General features: G+C 60.6%; 20 protein-coding genes. 7 read left to right on the top strand and 13 right to left on the bottom strand.

Features of this window, described 5'->3' with window-relative positions; all coding sequences use genetic code 11:
* Nucleotides 1–55 precede the first annotated feature (55 nt).
* The 4 genes from AC1VVK_RS17840 (at nt 56) to AC1VVK_RS17825 (ending at nt 4,176) form a co-directional block, all read left to right on the top strand.
* Nucleotides 56–811: a TetR/AcrR family transcriptional regulator gene (locus AC1VVK_RS17840; RefSeq protein ID WP_482906142.1), complete on the top strand. Its 756-nt coding sequence runs from the start codon at nt 56–58 to the stop codon at nt 809–811.
* A gap of 166 nt (nt 812–977) precedes the next feature.
* Nucleotides 978–1,712 (top strand): GntR family transcriptional regulator, encoded by a 735-nt coding sequence (locus tag AC1VVK_RS17835; RefSeq protein ID WP_482906141.1) that lies wholly within the window; start codon nt 978–980, stop codon nt 1,710–1,712.
* Nucleotides 1,687–2,898: an acyl-CoA dehydrogenase family protein gene (locus AC1VVK_RS17830; RefSeq protein WP_482906140.1), complete on the top strand. Its 1,212-nt coding sequence runs from the start codon at nt 1,687–1,689 to the stop codon at nt 2,896–2,898. Before AC1VVK_RS17835 ends, AC1VVK_RS17830 begins: the two co-directional genes overlap by 26 nt.
* Before the next feature lie 66 nt (nt 2,899–2,964).
* Nucleotides 2,965–4,176 (top strand): cytochrome P450, encoded by a 1,212-nt coding sequence (locus AC1VVK_RS17825; protein WP_482906780.1) that lies wholly within the window; start codon nt 2,965–2,967, stop codon nt 4,174–4,176.
* Nucleotides 4,177–4,249: 73 nt separating this feature from the next.
* Here AC1VVK_RS17825 and AC1VVK_RS17820 read toward each other — a convergent pair whose 3' ends face one another.
* The 8 genes from AC1VVK_RS17820 to AC1VVK_RS17785 form a co-directional block, all read right to left on the bottom strand.
* Complete coding sequence (locus AC1VVK_RS17820; RefSeq protein WP_482906139.1) at nt 4,250–4,849, bottom strand: malonic semialdehyde reductase; 600 nt, start codon at nt 4,847–4,849, stop codon at nt 4,250–4,252.
* A gap of 2 nt (nt 4,850–4,851) precedes the next feature.
* Nucleotides 4,852–5,295, bottom strand: coding sequence for a gamma carbonic anhydrase family protein (locus AC1VVK_RS17815; protein ID WP_482906138.1), 444 nt, complete (start codon nt 5,293–5,295; stop codon nt 4,852–4,854).
* Between the two features lie 298 nt (nt 5,296–5,593).
* The gene (locus AC1VVK_RS17810; RefSeq protein ID WP_482906137.1) at nt 5,594–6,820 is read right to left on the bottom strand and encodes an acyl-CoA dehydrogenase family protein; all 1,227 of its coding nucleotides are present in this window, start codon (nt 6,818–6,820) and stop codon (nt 5,594–5,596) included.
* 4 nt (nt 6,821–6,824) lie between these two features.
* On the bottom strand, nt 6,825–7,457 hold the full coding sequence (locus tag AC1VVK_RS17805) for a TetR/AcrR family transcriptional regulator (protein WP_133085022.1): 633 nt from the start codon (nt 7,455–7,457) through the stop codon (nt 6,825–6,827).
* A complete protein-coding gene (locus AC1VVK_RS17800) occupies nt 7,454–8,266 on the bottom strand; it encodes an SDR family NAD(P)-dependent oxidoreductase (protein ID WP_133085023.1) in 813 nt (270 codons plus the stop codon). Before AC1VVK_RS17800 ends, AC1VVK_RS17805 begins: the two co-directional genes overlap by 4 nt.
* Entirely contained in the window at nt 8,263–9,432 is a 1,170-nt protein-coding gene (locus AC1VVK_RS17795) for an NAD(P)/FAD-dependent oxidoreductase (protein WP_482906136.1), read from the bottom strand. Before AC1VVK_RS17795 ends, AC1VVK_RS17800 begins: the two co-directional genes overlap by 4 nt.
* 13 nt (nt 9,433–9,445) lie before the next feature.
* Nucleotides 9,446–10,021 carry an aromatic-ring-hydroxylating dioxygenase subunit beta gene (locus tag AC1VVK_RS17790; RefSeq protein WP_482906135.1) on the bottom strand — a complete coding sequence of 192 codons (576 nt, stop codon included), beginning with the start codon at nt 10,019–10,021 and terminating at the stop codon, nt 9,446–9,448.
* Between the two features lie 18 nt (nt 10,022–10,039).
* Entirely contained in the window at nt 10,040–11,425 is a 1,386-nt protein-coding gene (locus tag AC1VVK_RS17785; protein WP_133085026.1) for an aromatic ring-hydroxylating dioxygenase subunit alpha, read from the bottom strand.
* 92 nt (nt 11,426–11,517) lie between these two features.
* On the opposite strand from AC1VVK_RS17785, the gene AC1VVK_RS17780 reads away from it, so the two are divergent.
* Together AC1VVK_RS17780 and AC1VVK_RS17775 are read left to right on the top strand one after the other, a co-directional pair.
* On the top strand, nt 11,518–11,724 hold the full coding sequence (locus AC1VVK_RS17780; RefSeq protein ID WP_133085027.1) for a ferredoxin: 207 nt from the start codon (nt 11,518–11,520) through the stop codon (nt 11,722–11,724).
* A 130-nt stretch (nt 11,725–11,854) separates the two neighbouring features.
* On the top strand, nt 11,855–13,006 hold the full coding sequence (locus AC1VVK_RS17775) for an NADH:flavin oxidoreductase (RefSeq protein ID WP_482906134.1): 1,152 nt from the start codon (nt 11,855–11,857) through the stop codon (nt 13,004–13,006).
* Between the two features lie 3 nt (nt 13,007–13,009).
* Here the strand turns inward: AC1VVK_RS17775 and AC1VVK_RS17770 are convergent, their stop codons facing one another.
* From AC1VVK_RS17770 to AC1VVK_RS17750, 5 genes are all read right to left on the bottom strand, one after another.
* Nucleotides 13,010–13,735: an SDR family oxidoreductase gene (locus tag AC1VVK_RS17770; protein WP_482906133.1), complete on the bottom strand. Its 726-nt coding sequence runs from the start codon at nt 13,733–13,735 to the stop codon at nt 13,010–13,012.
* 5 nt (nt 13,736–13,740) lie between these two features.
* Nucleotides 13,741–14,757, bottom strand: a complete 1,017-nt coding sequence (locus AC1VVK_RS17765) for an NADP-dependent oxidoreductase (protein WP_482906132.1) — start codon at nt 14,755–14,757, stop codon at nt 13,741–13,743.
* Nucleotides 14,757–15,194, bottom strand: coding sequence for a nuclear transport factor 2 family protein (locus tag AC1VVK_RS17760; RefSeq protein ID WP_133085031.1), 438 nt, complete (start codon nt 15,192–15,194; stop codon nt 14,757–14,759). The genes AC1VVK_RS17765 and AC1VVK_RS17760 overlap by 1 nt, the downstream gene beginning before the upstream one ends.
* Before the next feature lie 117 nt (nt 15,195–15,311).
* Nucleotides 15,312–17,648 carry a membrane-bound PQQ-dependent dehydrogenase, glucose/quinate/shikimate family gene (locus tag AC1VVK_RS17755; RefSeq protein ID WP_482906131.1) on the bottom strand — a complete coding sequence of 779 codons (2,337 nt, stop codon included), beginning with the start codon at nt 17,646–17,648 and terminating at the stop codon, nt 15,312–15,314.
* A gap of 40 nt (nt 17,649–17,688) precedes the next feature.
* On the bottom strand, nt 17,689–18,144 hold the full coding sequence (locus tag AC1VVK_RS17750; RefSeq protein ID WP_482906130.1) for a nuclear transport factor 2 family protein: 456 nt from the start codon (nt 18,142–18,144) through the stop codon (nt 17,689–17,691).
* Nucleotides 18,145–18,292: 148 nt separating this feature from the next.
* On the opposite strand from AC1VVK_RS17750, the gene AC1VVK_RS17745 reads away from it, so the two are divergent.
* A complete protein-coding gene (locus tag AC1VVK_RS17745) occupies nt 18,293–18,817 on the top strand; it encodes an ester cyclase (protein ID WP_133085034.1) in 525 nt (174 codons plus the stop codon).
* Nucleotides 18,818–18,975 lie beyond the last annotated feature (158 nt).

Genomic DNA, 18,975 nt, shown 5'->3' with positions numbered 1-18,975 from the left:
TACAAGCTGACGGGGAAGCTCCGTCCTATCGGGAGGCAGGGAGCATCCTTGTTGATTGAAAGGACTGGGACATTGCAAGGTCGTTAATGTTCCAAAACATCGCAAAACTACCATTCCGCCCCACGTTGATATGGATTCTTGCGGCAAAGGTGTTAATCCTTGCCCGGTGGAAACGGCCTCGCCTCAACGACGTATACGGATACTCCGGCGAGCAACCGAAATTTTCCTCGATCGCGGTTATGCCGGTGCGACGATCGACGACATCGCGCAGGCTGCCGGTGTGGGGAAAGTTGCGATCTATCAGCTCTTTGGTGACAAGGTGGAATTGTTCGCCGAGTGCATGATCGACGCTGCGAAAACCGCTTCGGAAGGTACCCGGTCTGTGCTGCGCTGTGATGAACCGGTTCGTGACGTACTTGTCGCGTTTGCCGAGCAGCACATTCGCCAGATGCTCCGGCCGGTCTTCGGCGCCAGGCCGTTCTACGAATTTATTCGGGTGCTCCTGAGCGCTTCGATCACACATCCAGATATCAGTGGACGCTGCCTCGATATCCTTCGGACCGAGGAAGCCGCCCGGCTGAACGACTACTTCCAAGCGATGATTGATCGGCGGACGCTGGCGGGGGGCGATGCAGATTTTCTCGCGCGCCAATTCATGCAAGCGATCTTCTTTACCAATGTGGTCATTCTGGAGCCGGCAAGCGCAGAGTGCTACAGCAATCCGCGCGTTTCCGCGGAAAATGCGGTTGACCTGTTCTTGAATGGATGTGCGCGAGGCGCTCTGCGAAGTCTGGCGGTTGCTTCAGATTGACGTGATCGATTCTGAATTCTCGTCGTGCCATCATCTCCCGCCAGGCCCTGATCTGCTTGCATCATGACGATGCCACGCTGGCCGCTTTACACTAATCCATGAGAAGCACCCTATCCTTGGAAAGGCGCGAAGATGCAGGGGCTCCGCAATTCTATAGAATATGGAATTGCATCGCCGCCTCCCTTCGCCAGACGTGCCTTCCGGCCCGAGCCTGTACGGCACGGAGCCGGTCAGTACGCCGCCGACCCGCCGCCAGGCCGTTCTTGAGCGCCTTCGCAGCAACATCGTGTCAGGAGCCTTGCCCCCCGGTACGCTGCTGCGCGAAACGAGTTTGGCGGCGCATCTGGACGTCAGCGCGACGCCGGTTCGCGAGGCACTTGGCACGCTAGAGGCCGAAGGGCTGGTCGAGATTGAAGTGCACCGCCTGAAACGGGTTGCGCGCATTGACTTTCGCGGCATGCGGGACCTGCTTCGCGTTCAGTCCGAGCTGTGGCGGCTTGGATACATATGGGGCATGCCACATGTTGGGGCAGGGCAGGTAGCTCAACTCGAACACGCACTGGCGCGCTACCGAGCGTGTTTGGCGAGCGATGATTCCGCAGGCGCCCTCACTGCTGGGCTGGATTTCCATACGATCTTCATCGCGGCGTCAAGCAACCGGGAGCTGCTGCGCTCAACGCTCGACCGCAGAGCCCTGATTGCAAGGTTTGTCCTGTTGCACGGTCTTCAAACGATTTGCCCTCTCGGGCTTTCCCAGCATGAAGCGATCCTTGCCGCCTTCCTGGCGAACGACCGCTCCGCAGTGCTCGCCGGAGTCGACCGCATCGCCACTCGCTTGATCGCGCTGGCCGAACAGGGGTGCGAGCCGTCAGACGATGTTGCTGAAAATCAGAAAATATAACTATACGAAAGAGATACCTGAGATGGATTTCGAACTCGAGGACGAATACCGTTCCTTTCGCGACACCGTGCATCGCTGGGTCGATAACGAGGTGCCCAAGGAGTGGGCGCGAGCGCTCGAGAAGGACGAGCATGCCTACCCCTATGCCCTTTGGGACAAGCTGACTGAGGCGGGCTTTCACGGCGTCGGCATTCCCGAGGAATACGGCGGGCAGGGCGGCGACGTGGTGATGCAGATGCTGCTGGCCCGCGAACTGGCGCGTTCCCTGGGTGGACTGGCATGGATCTGGGGGATCACCAGTTTTGCTGGGGGGAAGTCGATCGGTCTCTACGGATCTGCCGAGCAGAAGGAGAAGTATCTGCCGTTGATCGCTTCCGGTCAGCTCAAGGCCGCCATCGCATTCACGGAACCGGGAGGCGGTACCGACCTGCTTGGCGCGATGACGACAACGGCGGAACGCGTCGATGGCGGCTGGAAGCTCAACGGCGAGAAAACTTGGTCCTCATCTGCGCATGTTGCCGACTATCTTCTGGTGATTGCCCGAAGTGACAGGAATCCGGAGAAAAAGCATCAGGGACTGACTCTTTTCTGGGTTCCCGCCAAGACTGCCGGAGTGACGATAACCCCGCTCGCCAAGCTCGGCATGCGATCGATGGGGAGCTGCTCGATCCATTTCGAGGATGCTTTCGTCGCAGACGAACAAGTGCTCGGCGAGCCGGACAAGGCCTGGTACATGTTGCTGCCCACGCTCAACAACGAGCGGATCATGGTCGGCGCGTTCTGCCTGGGCGTCATCGACGGCGTACTGGAAGACGCTGTCGCCTACATGCAGCAGCGCAAGGCATTCGGCGGGATCATCGGCCGTTTTCAGAGCCTGCAGCACTATGTGGCGGATATCGCCACGATGCAGAAGACCACCGAACTCATGCTGCATTTCTGCGCCGACAAGCAGAGCCGAGGCGAAGACGTTGGCGTTGAGGCGAACATGCTGAAACTCATCGCGTCAGAGAATGCCAACGCGGCCGCAGATCTCGGCATCCAGATCCTGGGCGGCATGGGCTACTCCGCAGAGACCGACATGCAGCGATACTGGCGGGACAGCCGGCTCTGGCGGATCGGCCCGATCACCAACGAGATGGTGCGAAACGGTATCGCCGAGAGCCTCGGGTTGCCCCGATCCTTCTAAGCGACAGGTGCAGGAATGACCGGCCCCGGAAATGGGGCGGGACAAACGACAGGGAGTGTGGGAGTGATGATGTTTCCGGAGCAGGCGATCCCCGATCACGTGCCGCCAGCCTTGGTGAGCCGGGACTTTCCGTTCATTTTCGGAACGACGACGGACAAAGATCCGTTCGACGATCTGGCCATGCGGATCCATGACGGACCCGATATCATTTACGCGGCCCATGCCTATCCCGGAGGAACGGGAGCATGGGTGCCACGCCGCATGGCGCATCTTCGCGAAATCTATCTCGATACAGAGCACTTTTCTTCCACCGACTTTTCGCCTTTCTCGAAGCTGGTCGGTGGAGCGTGGATCAATTCGCCGGCGGAACTCGACCCTCCGGCGCATGGGCCATTCCGTCAGATGGTGAACCCGGCCTTCACGCCCAAGGCCATGGCGGCGCTGGAAGACAGGATTCGGCACTATGCGGTGGAGTACATCGAGACCTTCGCCAAGCGCGGGCAGTGTGAATTCATGGGCGAGTTCGCATTCGAATTCCCGATCAAGGTCTTCATGGAACTGATGGGTTTGCCGCTCGACCGGGTCAGCGAATTCATGGAATGGGAAATGAACCTATTGCATAACCACGATTTGTCCAAGATCGCGGATGCCACGCGCAGTGTGCTTGACTATCTGGCCGGCGAGATTGCCGGCAGGCGCGCAAATCCGCGCGACGATCTCATTTCATTCGGCGTGCGGGGCGAGATAGAGGGACGTCCTCTGACGCAGGACGAACTGCTCGGCTTCATGTTCAACCTATTTATCGGCGGGCTCGACACCGTCTCCACGAACATGGGCCTACAATTTCGCCACCTCGGCACACACGTTGAAGACCAGGCAATTTTGAGAGCCGACCCTTCACAGATCCCGCATGCCATCGACGAATTGATGCGGGCATACGGGGCGGTCACCACGTTTCGTACCTGCAAGAAGGAAGCGGTGATAGGCGGTGTGCAGTTCAGGCCGGGAGATAAGGTCGCCATGTCGACAACGCTCGCCGGGCGCGACCCCGACGAATTCGAAAATCCCTGCGAGGTCAAGCTGGACCGGCGGCCGAGGCACGTGGGCTTCGGCTTCGGCATACATACCTGCGTCGGCATGCACCTGGCTCGCCGCGAATTGCGGATCGCGATGGAAGAGTTCCTGGCGCGAATTCCGGAATTCCGCCTTGCGCCCGGTCATCGGGTGCGTTGTCATCTGGGCATGATCCAGCCAGTGGAATTGCCGCTGGTCTGGTGAGGGTGCGACGGAGCCGTTTCCAGGACAGTCGCTGCTTTCTGACAGGAGAGCGCCTTGGAAACGGCTTTCGAGCCTAAACGTCGACGCAGGCTTCGTCGAAGTCCAGCCGGGGATTGCGGGGATGGAGTCCTGCCGGATCGCCGTGACCGATGTTGCACAGGAAATTGCTTTTCCAGCGGCCATCGGGGAAGAATTCGGAATCGAGGCTGGCCGCATCGAAGCCCGACATAGGACCGCAGTCGAGACCCAGGGCGCGGGCGGCCATGATGAGATAGGCGCCTTGCAATGTCGAGGAACGGGCGACAGTCTGCGCGACGAGTGCGTCATTGCCTTCAAACGTCGCCCGCATGTCCCTTGCGGGAAACAGTTTGCCGTAGAATTCATAGAACCGTGTGTCACCCGCTACGATCACAGTGCAGGGAGCCTGCATGACCTTGTCTCGGTTGCCGGCATTGACGTGAGGCAAGAGCCGGACCTTGGCATCGGCCGAGCGGATGAAGACGAATCGGGCCGGATTGCTGTTCGCGGTCGTCGGCCCCCACTTCGCGAGTTCGTAGAGGTTCCGAATGGTCTCCGTGCTGAGCGGACGATCTTGCCAGGTGTTATGCGTGCGGGCTTCCCGAAACAGGAGGTTCAGCATCGTGTTGTGTTCGAGCGTGGTTGTGCCAGTCATCCTCATTCCTCGTCAGTGGAGTAGAAACCGGGAATTCCACGCTCGATCCATTGGCGATGTTCGCGTGCGAGGATAGCTTCGGCCTCTTCGGCCAGACGCGCCATCTGCGCGATCTCCCAGACGCGGTGGTTTCCGGTCGCATAGGCGCGGGCGTTCTCGCGATAGAGGAGCGCATCGATGATGTTGCCGTGCAGCTTGTCAAGAACGCGCGTCACTCGGCCGGGCGTGCCCATTACCAGGGAATTTGGCGGAATAATGGTGCCGGCGGGCAAGAAGCTGTGAGCAGCAACAATCGAGCCGTGGCCTATGACGCAGCGCTCCATGATCGTGGCACCGATGCCGATGAGGCAGCCGGGCTCCAACGTGCATCCGTGCAGGACTGCACGGTGTCCAACTGTACAGTAGTCGCCGATGATGGTCGGGTCATTCCAGCCGATGTGGATCATGGCGTGATCTTGCACACTTGCGCATTTTCCGATGCGCACATGACCTCTCTCGCTCCGAACGACCGCGTAAGGCCACAGACTGCAATCCTGTTCCAGCATGACGTCGCCGAAGATCCGGGCTGTGGGATCGACGTAAGCTGGTAGACACCCGATGCTCGCCTCGGTCACGATATCGCCGTTTGTTGTCTCTGTTGCTACCCCTGCGCAGCATCCATAGGCCGTCCCTCTCTAAATGGGCCGTGGAAGCTGCCTCTGGGGCGATCGCCTGCCTAACACGCGATCACCCCGGCATTTTGGATCAATAGGCACCCGGCGGAGAGATCGGATCGGCTCCGGCAAGGTTCCGGCCATAGATTTCGTAGCCGATGGTCGGGATATTCTGGATGTGGCGGAGAGCCATCGAAATATCGCGCCAGTAGCGGTTGATCGGCTTGTCCAGCGCAAAACCGGAAGAACCCGCCTGGAACATCAGCGATTCACTCGCACTGTGAACGAGTTCGACCATCTGGGCACCGCCGGAGCGCTGCTTTGCCTTCTCGGCGAGGGTGAACTCCTCACCCTGCGCAACTCGGTCGAGCTTGGCTGTGAGGTTGAACAGGATCAACTTGGCCGTGTCGATCATGGCGGCCGCTTCACCAAGGTCGCGCATGTAGGCACCGGAATTGGTGCGCGGCGAAATCGTCGTCGTCAGTACGGGCTTCTTCGGCGATTCCGCCGTAACGATCTCCAGCATGCCCTCGACTGCGCCAATGAGCTGGGCAATGCCGGTCGTGCGAACCACCGGAACGGCAGGAAGGAGGTCTGAAGGCGCGCCGAAATGACGCTTGGTCCGATCGATCTGGCCCGCGCGTTCGTCCATCAATACCATCTGGTCATCGGGAATGAACACGTCCTTTGCTATCGCCGTGTCCGACCCGGTTCCCTGCATGCCCGAAACGAACCAGGTGTCCTCAATAGTCATGCTGTCCATCGGCAGATAACACATGCTGATGCCCGGAACGACCGGCCCGTCGTAGCCTTCAAGCACCACGCCCTGTTGCGCCCACTTCGACTGGCGGGAGCCGGACATGTAGGGCCATTTACCGTTGATGATCCAGCCGCCGTCCACCTTGCGCGCCTTGCCGGGCGGGTTGTAGGCGCCGCACACGGTCTGCGGGCCCTCGCCAAAAATCGTGTCCTGGACACCGTCGGGCGCGAGACTGGTGATCCAGCTGGTGCCGTTGATGATCTGCATCACCCAGCTGACCGCGGGGTCGCCCTTGGCGATTTCCATCTGGACGCGGCAAAAGTCGGTGGTCGAGAGTCCGAAGCCGCCCAGGCGTTGAGGCAGCAGAAGCCGCAGGAAACCTTCCGTCTTGAGCATTTGATCGACGGCCGGGGTTGGGCTGCGCCGCTTTTCCGCTTCAGGCGCTTCCTTTTGCAGGAATTCGCGCAGGCTGCGCGCCTTTTCCACCAGGCCGTCGGCCACCGCCTTGTCGGCGAAACCGGATTGCGTGTCTGATTCGAGCTTTGCTACTGTTGCCATGAAATCATCCTCTCGTATTTTCGGCTTGGTGGCCGGCGATTTGCATTGCGATTTCGTGCAGCCGATCGGGAGAACCGTTCCAGAGTTCCAGCCATTCACCAGTGGCCGGAATGATCAGCGTGCTAAGCTGCAGGCGAACGAGCGTGTCGCAGAATGTGTCCCGGTCTATGGTATTTCCGGTCAGTCCTTCGAAATAGTCGAGCACGGGTTCGAGAGCGCGTTGCACGGCGGCCTTGTGACGGCCGAAATGGCTGCGCAGGAAACTCAGGTGAAAGGCAGGTTCGACTTCGAAGATCCGTTCCGGCGACCGCTCGATCGTAAAACGGCCGAAGAATTTCATGACGGCACGGAACCGCTCGATCGGATCGGGAATGCCTTCGCCAGCCTCGACAATGCCCTTTTCGAAACTGCTGCAGATGTATTCGCTGACTGCCGCGAGCACTTCTTCCTTGGACGCGAAATGACGATAGAGGGTCCCGCGCGACACCCCGCTGCTTTCGCTGATGTCACTCATCGACAGTCGCCGCGTGCCAATTGTTGCGATCGCGCGCAGTGTACCGTCCATGATCTTCTGGACGCTGCCCGTGCTGTCGGTGGCGACGACTTCGCTCCAGTCGGTGTGCGGCGTCAGTTTCATGTTTGAGCTTCCATTTCGGCAAGGTTGTGCGGAACGCTTACATAGCCGGGCAGATGCTGACCGCCATCGACATTGATCAGCTCGCCATTGACGAAACGCGACATTTCCGAAGCGAGGAAGAGCACGACCGGTCCGATGTCCTTCTCGGGATCGCCCGCGCGCTTGAGCGGATTACTTGCTGTTGCCATTTCAAGGAAGCCGGGCACGTCCTCTGCCAGCTGCGCGAACACCTGGCCCATCCCTGTCGGTGCGATCGCATTGGTCCTGATGTTGAACCGGCCCCATTCAACCGCAGCGGTGCGGGTCAGGCCCAGGATCGCCCCCTTGTTCATGTTGTAGTCGGCATGAAGCCATGCACCCGTCTGGGCGTCGATCGAGTAGAAATTGACGATCGAGCCGCCGCCGCGTGCCTTCATGTGCGGGAAGGCGGCTCGCATGGCCCACCAGGTTCCCCAAGTACCGATCTCGAGAGTGCGCTGGAGCATCTCATCGGTCTTCTGTTCCAGCAACACGTTGGCAGACAGCTGCGAGGCATTGTTGATCAGGATGTCGAGGCCTCCGAACTCGGAGACGACCCGCTCGATCATGCCTTCGACGTCGTCCTTGATTCCCATGTCCGCCGAAAGGCCCATGGCGCGGGTTCCGAACTCCTGGCTTATCTCGGCCGCAACCGCTTCCGCCGCCGCGCCGTCGCGCCCGGTAATGAGGATATCGGCGCCCTCACGCGCCAGACAGCGGCTGATGCCGTAGCCCAGCCCTTTTGCCCCGCCCGTGACGATCGCGATCTTGCCCTGAACCAACCCAGTCAAGCAGCTTCTCCTGCAAATTGTTCGCCCAGCGCGCGGTCCATTTCCATGCGTTCCTGGCAATAGTCCTGCGTAAAAACGTAGCCCCGCACGTTCTTGTCGTTGTCGCGGAACAGATACTTGAGCCCCCGCTCGTCGTTGGCCGCTTCCTCCCACCGCCCGGCAACGCCGATCGGAGCCGGAAGCAGCACCACCGGGTAGGCTGTGGTCTTGACCTGCACCGAGAGCGGCGGAAAGTGGATATTCGTAGGTGTTCCGAGCGCACTGGGAGCGATGGCGCGCGCTGCCGACATGATCGGTGTTACATAGGCTGCGAGGCCTTGCGGATATTCCGCGCAGTCGCCGATAGCGTAGATGTCGGGATCGGAGGTCCGCCCGGTCTGGTCGACAGTAATGCCCCGGCCGGTCTCCAGCCCCGCCTCACATGCCAGCGCGACATGAGGGCGAAGACCCACCGCTGAAAGCACCGCAACGGCTTCAATGACCATGCCGCTGTCGAGCTGCGCGCGAACCCCGCTTGGAGACTTGTGGATGGCCGTGATCTTGCTGCCTAGGTGCCATTCGACGCCCTTGGTAGCCAGCGCATCACGGATTCGATCACCGACCCCGCTGGGTACCAGCTGAGCCAAAGGATGGAGCAGCATGTCCACGACTACCGGAAAATAGCCTGCGGCAGAAAGATCGTTCGCAAACTCAGTTCCGACAAGTCCGCCGCCCATGACCAGCACTCGCCCGCCAGCGGGCAGCCGCTCGCGAAACTCGCGGTAATTGTCGAGATTGTTGACCGCAAGAGCCCGGTGGGCCGCGTCGCCATCGATCGGCGGCCGCACAGGATCTGCTCCAAGCGCGAGGATCAGTTTGTCGTAGAAGATCGGCCCGCCAGTTGTCAGTACGGCCTTGTCCTGCCGATCTATGGCCTCGACGAGGCGTCCCGCGCGCAGATCAATTCGGAGCTGAGCCGCCATTTTCTCACCCGGCGTGGTAATCAGGGCGTCGGGCATTTTGCCCTTGGCCAGTGCGGTGGACAGCGCCGGTTTGGAATAGAAGTGGCCATCGTCCTGCGTCACCAGGGTCAACCGGGAGTGCGGCGCGAGCTTGCGTAGCTCCCGCAGGACGCCGTAGCCGGCGAGGCCGCTCCCGATGACGACGATGTGCGGGGATGACGTCACCGTGCCCGTCCGATCAGAGGAAGATCGCAAGATTGGACATTCCCAGCGTGGACTGGTCGACAATGATCTCCCTTACGGACAGCTTGTAGTTGCCATCCACAAGATGCCAGACGTCCCGGCGCTCCGCGGTAAGCGTCTCGTTCTCCGGATTGTCGAAGCGGCTGCGCTCGACGAAGAGGTAGCTGACCACTTCATATTCGCCGCTCTTCTCGCTCTCGGCGATCCGCACATTAGTGACGAACCGTCGCGTGCGCGAGGGCGGGTCTTCTGCCCAGGCGCTCTTCGAGAGACGACCGGTGCGCATGAGGATCGACCCGTAATTCTCGTCGAAATGCTTCATCGTCCGTACGACGTCACGGTCCTTGTTGGGGCCATTTCGCGTGAGACGCAGCGGTGCCGTATAGATCAAATCCTCCGCAAGGAAGGCGACCCAGTCGTCGAAGCGCCGCTCGTCGAGCGCAGCCGCTTCGTCATAGAGCGTTTCCAGAATGCGGTTGTAGACCTCCGAACCGAGCGGTACCCGCTTGGTGGAAACAAGACCGCGCATCACTCCAGTCTTGTCGATTGCGGCCGTGGCGTAGTTCACCATGTCGTGATCCTCCCAGTCTCAGGCTTCGGCCATCAGATTGTAGTAAGCCATCCACCAGGCCCACTGCGTGTCGTCCTTGGTGAAGCCGGGATAGAGATCGCCGCCTCCCACCCAGCCTTCCGGCCGCTCGTGGCCGTGAAGCGCCTGGTACTTGAGCGTGATGGTCTTGCTCATGTGGCCGCGTGCATTGCGCATGATCTGCGGCCAGGTATCGGCGTCGTCCTGCTCGATCGTTCCGGAAGTACCGGTCGACCAGATGGCGTTCTGCAGCATATCGCGCTTCACGTCCTCAGGTGCGTCCTTCTCCGCGAAAATGAAGTTCACGAATTCGACCCTGTCCGGCCCCTTGGGAACATAGGTGTGCAGCGACAGCGCGCCTGACGCGCCGCCATCGGTGCGAGGCGCAAAGATGAATGCGATCAGCACGTTGGGGAACATGCCGCCGACTTGCGGGGGGATCGTCGCTAACTGGTTGACCTGATCCTCCGTCAGATTCTTGAAGAGCTGAGGGATCAGGTCCTTGGTGATGCCGGGCGGCGAAAGTAGATGAAGGCGCTCTTCGGTCGACTTCCCTTCAAAACTGACATCCGCAAACATCTTGAAGGTTTGGGCCGCTTCCAGACAGCGCAGGGTATGGCCTTGCGGAACAGAGATATCGACACCGTACATGCCGGGCGCCGTATCGTAGATCGATTCGGCAGTACCGCCCATGATCCCGCCTTCCATAAGCGAGCGGTGCAGCGTCAGAGTATGGAAGCCGTCGGATCCCGACTGTTCGCCAGGGATCTTCCAATTGCAGGGCAGCACGAAGCGCTGCGGCGGGCCGAGCATTTCAAGCCCGTTATCGGTACGGCAGAACAGCTGATCGAGATAGAACTTCGCGTCGCCGAGGTAATCGTCGAACGAAAGATCCTCGTTCCACGTTGCGAAGATGAGGCCGCCGTACAGATGGACGCGGGCCTTCTTGAGCCCGAGTTCTTCCTTCTGGCGCTTGTTGCCGTGCATCTGTTCCTTTTCGATCGGGGCGCCGATAAAGCTGCCATCGGGTCGGAAGGCCCAGCCATGGTAGATGCAGCGGTGGGCATGGGCATTGCCCGCCTCGGCTGTGCAGACCTTCATGCCGCGATGCGGACACACGTTGAGCATGACGTGAATTTCGCCGCTACGGTCGCGCGAGACGATGACATTGTCCTCGGCCATATCGCGCATGACGTAATCGCCGGCCTTGGGAATCTCGGACTCATGGCCCAGCAGGAGCCAGGTTCGCGCGAAGATGCGCTCCATTTCCAGCTCGTACAATTCCTTGTCGTTCATCACACGCAGCGACACTTCGTTCATCTCGCGGTCGATGAGATTGTCGAGCGTCGTCCCGTCGCTGAGTGTCAACCCAGGGTGGTGCAGCATCTTCCTCTCCTTGGAAAATCCGTGTTTGATCGCGTTATACATATTGAACGAAATCTGTTCAAGCTGTAATAATCCGAAAAAAGGAGAGGACTATGAGTCAGAAGCTGAAAGTGGTGATCGATAAGGCCGCATGCTGCGGATACGGCGTCTGCGCCGAAATCTGCCCCGCGGTGTACAAACTCGACGCCAACGGCATCGTATACGTGGACGACGAGATCGTGCCGGACGGCCTGGAAGAGCTGGCACGCGAAGGCGCCGAAGCATGTCCGCAGGCCGCGCTCGCAGTGGTCGACGCCTGATAAGGGCTCGGTCGGTGGTACAAGAATCCTGATTCGCCCTCGGAGCGAACCTGTCGCCGGGAAGGTCTCAGGACGGACCGACTTGAGGCAGCAGTGTTTGAAATCAGGCAGGGCGGGAATCCACGGCACTATGGCAAGCGGCACCGAAATTCTTTTCAGGCCATGTGAAGTCGGGGCGCTAGCGCTGCCCAACCGCTTCGTAATGGCGCCGATGACGCGAAATTTCTCGCCTGATGGGATTCCGTCAGCGGGTGTGGCGGACTACTACCGCCGCCGTGCCGAAGCGGAAGTAGGTCTTATCGTCACGGAAGGCATCGGGGTGGATCATCCTGCTGCCGTCGGCAGGGAGACAATGGGGGGCGGAGCCTCGCCGATCATGCATGGCGAGGCCGCGCTTGCGCGGTGGCGCGCGGTCGTGGACGGGGTCCATGAGGCCGGGGGAAAGATCATTCCCCAGCTATGGCACCAAGGCGTCATCCGAGTCCCGGGAACCGGCTATCATCCCGACGCGCCGTCTGCGCGCCCCTCAGGCATCTGGGGCCCACTCGACAAGGCGATGGTGCCCCCGGAATATCTCGAACAGGTTCGCGAGCCTACCGCGCCGCTGACAGAGAACGAAATCGCCGACATCATCGCCGGGTTCGCACGCAGTGCGGCAAATGCGAAAGCCGCAGGCTTCGATGGCATCGCGCTGCACGGCGCACACGGCTACCTGATCGACAGCTTTCTCTGGGGCGAGACAAACCTGCGAACGGACCGTTGGGGAGGCGCACTCCCAGACCGCGCCAGGCTTGCGGCAGAGTTGGTCCGGGCGGTGAGGGCCGCGACGGCGCCAGATTTTCCGATCATGTTCCGGTACTCGCAGTGGAAATTGCAGGATTACGATGCGCGAAACGCGCAAACCCCGGATGAGCTCGAATCCTTGCTGGCACCGATTGCCGAGGCAGGCGTGGACCTGTTTGACGTCAGCACCCGGGTGTTCTCGGCGCCCGCATTCGACGGCTCCGATCTCAGCTTGGCGGGATGGGTAAAACGGCTGACGGGCCGGCCGACAATAGCGGTGGGCGGCGTCGGCCTCTCGCGCGATCTGCAATCGTCGTTCGCCCAGCCGACCGTGATGACCAACAATCTACTTCTTGTGGCGGAGCGCTTGGCGAGGGGTGAGTTTGACCTGGTGGGGGTGGGAAGGGCGCTACTGATGGACCCGCAGTGGGTTTGCAAGATGCGGAAGGGAGGGAGCGTCAATCCCTTCCGGCTGGAAGCTTACGGGTCGTTGGATTAACGCCTAATGCGTGTCACAGGCGGCAAACACCTGGATCCGGGCGAGGTTGGTGCGCTCGGGCTGAGCCGCCATATATCGCACGGCATCTGCTACATCTTCAGGTTGCATCGGCGGTATGAAACTGTCCCAGGCCGGCTGTCCGCGTGACTTCATGTCCTCGAATATTTCCGTGCTGGTCGTGCCGGGCGAAACGATACCGACTTTCACTCCAGTGCCGGCCAATTCGACCCGCAAACAATCGGTGAACCCCTCCAGTGCTCGCTTCAGGCCGCCGTAGACACCGACACCAGGTGCAACGATGTTGGCGCCGATGCTCGAAATATTGATGATCTGCCCTCTGGCTGCCGATTTCATTGTCCGTGCAAACAGAGTACTGGTGCGAACGACTGCTTCGTAATTGAGCGCCATCATCGGTCGCAACTGGTCGAGATCGAAATCGTCGATCGGTGCCGCATGAAGAATGCCCGCATTATTGACCAGAATGTCGGGTCGCCCGAACTTAGCCAGAACGAAGTCGTGCAAAGCCCGAGCGGCGTCAGGATCCGCCATGTCGGCTGAATGGACACAGGCATGCTCGCCGAGTTCGCCCGCCAGTGAGGCAAGGCGTTCGGCGCGGCGGGCGACCAGCACTGTCCTCGCGCCCGCCTCGGCTAGCGCTCGCGCAGTGGCCGCGCCTATCCCCGACGATGCCCCAGTTATAATGGCGACCTTACCTTCAAGGGCGTTCATTACTGTCACTCGTGCGCTCCTGTCTCTTTCAGCCGGATCAACCGCTTGCCGTGGTTTTCCCCACGGTAAAGGCCCGCAAGGGCATCCGGACAGCTCTCAATCCCGTCGAGTATTTCCTCGCGCCACCTCAGGAGGCCCTGCTCGGTCCACTCGCGCAGCTGCGCAACAGCGGCGGCGTAACGGGCCATGTGATCGAAGACGACGAAGCCTTCCATTCGTGCCCGCTTGACCAGAAGGTGGCGTTCCACTCGCGGACCATCGGGCCACGGAGCCCAGCGGTCCTGCGACGCTGTTCCGCAGACGATGACACGGCCGCCGAGCGCGAGGTGAGGCATTACCGCGTCGCTGATCGGGCCGGCGACGTTGTCGAAATAGACGTGGATCCCCTGGGGCGCGACGCGGCTCAAAGTGGCGGCCACGTCCTGGCCGCGGTAGTCGATCGCAGCCTCGAATCCAAACTCCTCGACACAGCGCCGCACTTTGTCTGCTCCCCCGGCAATACCCACCGTGCGGCATCCAAGGATATTGGCAATCTGGCCCGCGGCGGACCCAACCGCGCCTGCGGCAGTGGATACCAACACGGTTTCACCGGCGCGCGGCTGCCCGACAAGCGTGAGGGCCAGATAGGCCGTGACGCCGTTTATTCCCAAAATGCCGAGCGATGCGCGCAGCTCTTTTTCGCTGGTCTTCTGAAGGATTTGATCGGCCGCTACGCAAGCGAAATCCTGCCACCCGAACCATCCTGCGACGTATTCGCCAACTTGGAAATGTTCGTGGTTCGATTCGATGATACGGCCTGAGGCGAGGCTGCGCATGACCGAGCCCAGGGCCACCTGGTCTCCGTAGTTACCGACGTCGGCGATCCAGCCGCGCATGGCGGGCTCGACCGAGAGATAGTGATTTTGTACAAGTATCTGGCCCGGACCGGGACGGTCCACCGGAGCGCTGCGGATTTCGAAATGCTCGGCTTGGGCAATGCCTGCCGGACGAGAGCGCAACCTGACCTGCCGGTTCGTCGCCATCAAAAACCCGCTCTGACCATCGTGAATTTCCGGCGGGATATCCGCCAGCCTTCTGCCGTGCGGATCAGGCAGTCGTCATAGAATCCGGCCGCTCGGGTCGCGCTGCCGCCCGGTGCCGGGTCGGTCAGCACAGCGTCCACATAACTGCGGGCCAGAATCTCGCTATTGCGGCTCTCGACCACGATATTGGTTATGCGGTGAAGCGTCGCGCCCAGATTGCGATGCGCGGATTCCATGTACTCGGTTATCTCGCGCGGTCCGCGCCATTGACCGAAGCTGCCGTAATCCACTTCGCAGTCATTCGCGAAGCAGGAGCGAAACAAGGGCCAGTCCCGGGTATCGATGCCGGTCGCGTAGCGCAGCAGCAGATTGCGGATTGCGCGCTCGTCATCGGCCGCGACAGGCGATGTTCTCGTCAGGCTGCCTGATGTCGGCATGCTCCATCCTCCCGTTTTTGTTACTTGCGACGATAGTGCGTAATCGGGGCGACTTGCCCGTCCAAGGATAGGAGCTTGCGGGGACACGCCCCTATTTTTTACGATTTATCTGGCCCATCATTTCGTCGGCAGAGCATAGGCGATCAATTCGTCACTCGTTCCAGACAGCATGGCTGCATGGCCGCCGGCCGCGATGGCGACAAATTGGCGTCCGCTGGGCCGGGACCAATACGTGGTCGGCGATGCATTGCCGCCGGCTGGCAACCGTGCTTTCCACAACACCTGCCCACTTTCCGTCGCAAGGGCGCGAAATACGTGCTCCTGAGTCGCGCCGATGAAGGTGAGGCCGCTCGAAGTCGTTAGAGACCCGCCAATGTTCGGCACCCCCATAGGTATCGGTACGAGCGAAGGCAGAGCCAGCGGCCCGCTGTCGCGCGATGAGCCCAAGGTACGGGACCATACCAGCTTGCCGGTTCTGAGATCGACGGCGTTGATCCTGCCATAGGGCGGCTGCTGACACGGGATCGCGAGCGGCGAAAGAAAGGGTGCGATTTGCGCGGCGTAAGGCACGCCCTGTTGAGCCGCTGGACCTCCCACATTGCTCATGTGCGCTGCATTCATCGGCTTGATGCCGCGCCGATCCGCCTCCGCTCGGGAAATGAGGCGGTTGTAGTTGGCGACCTGGTTGTTGTTGACGATCATCAGGCCGCGTCTCACATCGACGGAGACACCGCCCCAGTCGATCCCCCCAAGGTAGCCAGGCCACGTAATCGTGAAGTGGTCTGTCGAGAGGGGCGTCATTTCGCCTTCGAAACGGGCTTGCCGAAAGCGGATGCGGCACAATGCCTGATCGATCGGCGTGAGCCCCCACATGCTCTTTTCCGTGGGAGCCGGGCCGCCGAAACTTGGCATCGCGGCGGAAAAGGGCTGGGTGGGAGATAGTCGCTCACCGGCGACCGCTCCGCGGGGAACAGCGCGTTCCATTACCGGCAGTAGGGGTTTACCCGTCATGCGGTCCAGGACGAAGATCTGCCCCCGCTTTGTGGGTTGTACAAGTCCATGGATGCCGCCGGGCAGGTCGAAGAGAGTAGGCTGCGCCGCAACATCGTAATCCCAAAGATCGTGATGTGTCGTCTGGAACGACCAGCGGACTGCTCCTGTCTGGGCGTCAAGTGCGACAACAGCGCTGGAGTAGCGATCGTCCAGCGCCGTGCGGTGGCCGCCGAAGTAGTCAGGCGTTGCGTTTCCGGTTGGCACATAGACGAGCCCCAGAGCTTCATCGGAGCTCATCGGAGCCCAGCTATTCGGCGTGCCTCTTGTGAATGTCGCGCCTGGTTCCGGTGAACCGTGATCGTCCGGGCGGCCAATATCGAATGCCCACGAAAACTCGCCCGAAACAGCATCGAACGCGCGGATGACGCCCGAAGGCTCCTGCGTTCGCTGACCGTCGATGATCCAGCCGCCGACGACCAGCCGTCCGCGAACCAGCGCCGGGGGCGAAGTGACGAAGTAATAGCCCTTTTCGACGGACCCAAGGCCCTTGGTGAGATCCACCTGGCCGTTCTGTCCGAAGGCGCCGCAGGACTGTCCCGTGGCAGCATCGAGCGCCAAAAGCCGAGCATCCAGCGTAGCGGTATAGATACGTTCTGAGCAGGTGCCCGTCGCGCCGGGCACGCGGTAATATGTCACGCCGCGGCATACAAGGCCGTAAACGCCTTCGAGGTTTGTCCTTGGCGAGTGACGCCAGAGCTGGCGGCCGGTTTCAGGGTCGAGTGCGATTACATCATTGTTGCCCGCGCAAATGAACAAGCGATCGCCGATCTTGAGGGGATTGGTTTGAAAGGCCGTGCCCTGCTTGCCGCTTGTCAGTTTGCCCGTATGGTAACTCCAGACGGGTTTCAGATTGCCGACGTTTGCTGGTGTGATCTGACCAAGCGGTGAATAGCGCGAGCCTCCGCGGTCGTTGCCGTAGGCAATCCAGTCACCTTCTTCCGAAGCTGCTGGTGCCGGTCCCCAAGCTGTGCTTGTGGCAGCAGGTGTGCGGTCAGCCCAGAACGCCGCCCCGATCCCGACTATCCCGATTACCGCGAGGCCAGGCCAAAGTAGGCGGCCGCCGGGCAGGGCTGCCTGCTGGCCTACATGCCGGCGGTACCAACCTGTCAGCATGTAGAGACCCATGACAGTCGGCATTGCGATCCGCGGCGCCAGTGCCCAGCCATCGAGGCCGCACTCCCACAGCGCCCAGCATAAGTTCACACCGAGAAATACCCAATAGAGCAGCGCAGACTTTGCTTCCCTCCGCCATCCCAGAACTGCGCAGACAAGCATGACAAGGCCGCTCAGCACATACCAGGGCGATCCACCCAGCAAGGCGAGCTGGGCGCCAAGGACTGTCAGGGTACCGCCTGTTGCGCCCAGCAGCACCAGGAAAGCATGATTGAATAGGCGTCGCATGTCACCGCCTTGGGTCTCAGGATGGAAAGTGAGCGCGAACTCAGGACGGAAGTTGTTCAGCCAGCCAGTCCGGGACATTGATCCGGTAGCATTTCTGTTCGTAAAGGCGGCTGATCTTCCAGCCCTGCTCGGTCCGGATAAAATCGTGAATATACCAGAGGCCAAATACGAGCGTGTCGCTCGATTGCCCCTGCGAGACGGTCATCGGATTGTAGCATACCGTCTTGGTCTGGGCCGTATCGCCATCGATAGCGTATTTTGTGGTCGACACTGCATGCTGGTAGGCGAGAATGGGAGATAGCCCCTCCACGAGGAATTGCTTGATCTCGGTCAGTCCGCCGCGCACGCCCACCATTTCTGAATAGTCTATCAGCGCGTCTTGCGTGAAGAACTCGTCAAGCGCGTCCCAATCGCGATTGTCCACGGCATAACAATATCCCACGATCAGGTCCTGCAGCTCAAACCTGTCGGACATTTCCTGCATGCTCAGGGTCATGGCCTCTCCTCCGTTCGATATGGTGCGATCGCACGGGCGTTCGTCTTGGCCGCCTTTCGTTGGGTAGGTGGCAGCAGGTGCGGGGATCGGGATGACGGGTTACGGCCTGCGCGTTGGGCGGGCCAGATATCAAGCAAGGAGACTACTGATGGGCCTGGCCCCGTTCACTGAAGCCGATTTCGTCCTGTCCAAGGAGAAGCGGGCCGAAATCACAGCCGGACTGACTGAGCGGCAGGCTTTCATGGTCACGCAATGGATGGACCTGCACGAAGTCATCAATCGGGGCGATTGGGACGGCATGGATGCCTTCTTCAACACCGACACCATGACGTATGACAATCCGAACCGGCCGGATCTTGGCACCTACCACATCTGGAAGACCTCGCCGCAGGGCCTCTACAAGACGTTCCCGCCCAGCACTTACCGGACTTTGAAGGCATGGGGTCGCGGCGACGATGAGGTCTGCGTGCTCTGCCATCACTACGGCAAGCACACCGGCGGTCCCTACATGGGTGTTCAGCCGACCGGAAACGAACTCAACGTCCTGTGGTTCTCCTGGCTGCGTTTCCGCGGCGACAAGATCGACCACATCTATTCGATCTCCGACGTGCTCTCGATGCTGAAGGACCTCGAAGTGATCGATGTGCCTCAGCCGGTCGATCCTTACAAGTGATCGAGCATGCCCCGGCCGCCTGCGTTGTCGGGCGGTCGGGGTGTGAAAAGGCCCAATCTTAGAGCGGGACTTGCGGCATAACTCGCCAAGGGTTTAACGAGAGTCTCTCGGGTGCCTCGGGGTATCGGCGTCCTTAACGCTGAGAGTTTCGCAGTAGC

This window comes from Novosphingobium sp. BL-S-32 (assembly GCF_056857055.1).
The sequence above is the reverse complement of the archived record's forward strand: the minus strand, read 5'-3'. Positions and strand labels throughout refer to the sequence as shown.

What these genes read in the sequence shown, in the direction of transcription:
- AC1VVK_RS17830 (WP_482906140.1), top strand. Translation starts at nt 1,687, where the DNA reads ATGTTGCTGAAAATCAGAAAATATAACTATACGAAAGAGATACCTGAG.
- AC1VVK_RS17825 (WP_482906780.1), top strand. Translation starts at nt 2,965, where the DNA reads ATGATGTTTCCGGAGCAGGCGATCCCCGATCACGTGCCGCCAGCCTTG.
- AC1VVK_RS17820 (WP_482906139.1), bottom strand. Translation starts at nt 4,849, where the DNA reads ATGACTGGCACAACCACGCTCGAACACAACACGATGCTGAACCTCCTG.
- AC1VVK_RS17815 (WP_482906138.1), bottom strand. Translation starts at nt 5,295, where the DNA reads ATGATCCACATCGGCTGGAATGACCCGACCATCATCGGCGACTACTGT.
- AC1VVK_RS17810 (WP_482906137.1), bottom strand. Translation starts at nt 6,820, where the DNA reads ATGGCAACAGTAGCAAAGCTCGAATCAGACACGCAATCCGGTTTCGCC.
- AC1VVK_RS17805 (WP_133085022.1), bottom strand. Translation starts at nt 7,457, where the DNA reads ATGAAACTGACGCCGCACACCGACTGGAGCGAAGTCGTCGCCACCGAC.
- AC1VVK_RS17790 (WP_482906135.1), bottom strand. Translation starts at nt 10,021, where the DNA reads ATGGTGAACTACGCCACGGCCGCAATCGACAAGACTGGAGTGATGCGC.
- AC1VVK_RS17785 (WP_133085026.1), bottom strand. Translation starts at nt 11,425, where the DNA reads ATGCTGCACCACCCTGGGTTGACACTCAGCGACGGGACGACGCTCGAC.
- AC1VVK_RS17780 (WP_133085027.1), top strand. Translation starts at nt 11,518, where the DNA reads ATGAGTCAGAAGCTGAAAGTGGTGATCGATAAGGCCGCATGCTGCGGA.
- AC1VVK_RS17775 (WP_482906134.1), top strand. Translation starts at nt 11,855, where the DNA reads ATGGCAAGCGGCACCGAAATTCTTTTCAGGCCATGTGAAGTCGGGGCG.
- AC1VVK_RS17770 (WP_482906133.1), bottom strand. Translation starts at nt 13,735, where the DNA reads ATGAACGCCCTTGAAGGTAAGGTCGCCATTATAACTGGGGCATCGTCG.
- AC1VVK_RS17765 (WP_482906132.1), bottom strand. Translation starts at nt 14,757, where the DNA reads ATGGCGACGAACCGGCAGGTCAGGTTGCGCTCTCGTCCGGCAGGCATT.
- AC1VVK_RS17760 (WP_133085031.1), bottom strand. Translation starts at nt 15,194, where the DNA reads ATGCCGACATCAGGCAGCCTGACGAGAACATCGCCTGTCGCGGCCGAT.
- AC1VVK_RS17755 (WP_482906131.1), bottom strand. Translation starts at nt 17,648, where the DNA reads ATGCGACGCCTATTCAATCATGCTTTCCTGGTGCTGCTGGGCGCAACA.
- AC1VVK_RS17750 (WP_482906130.1), bottom strand. Translation starts at nt 18,144, where the DNA reads ATGACCCTGAGCATGCAGGAAATGTCCGACAGGTTTGAGCTGCAGGAC.
- AC1VVK_RS17745 (WP_133085034.1), top strand. Translation starts at nt 18,293, where the DNA reads ATGGGCCTGGCCCCGTTCACTGAAGCCGATTTCGTCCTGTCCAAGGAG.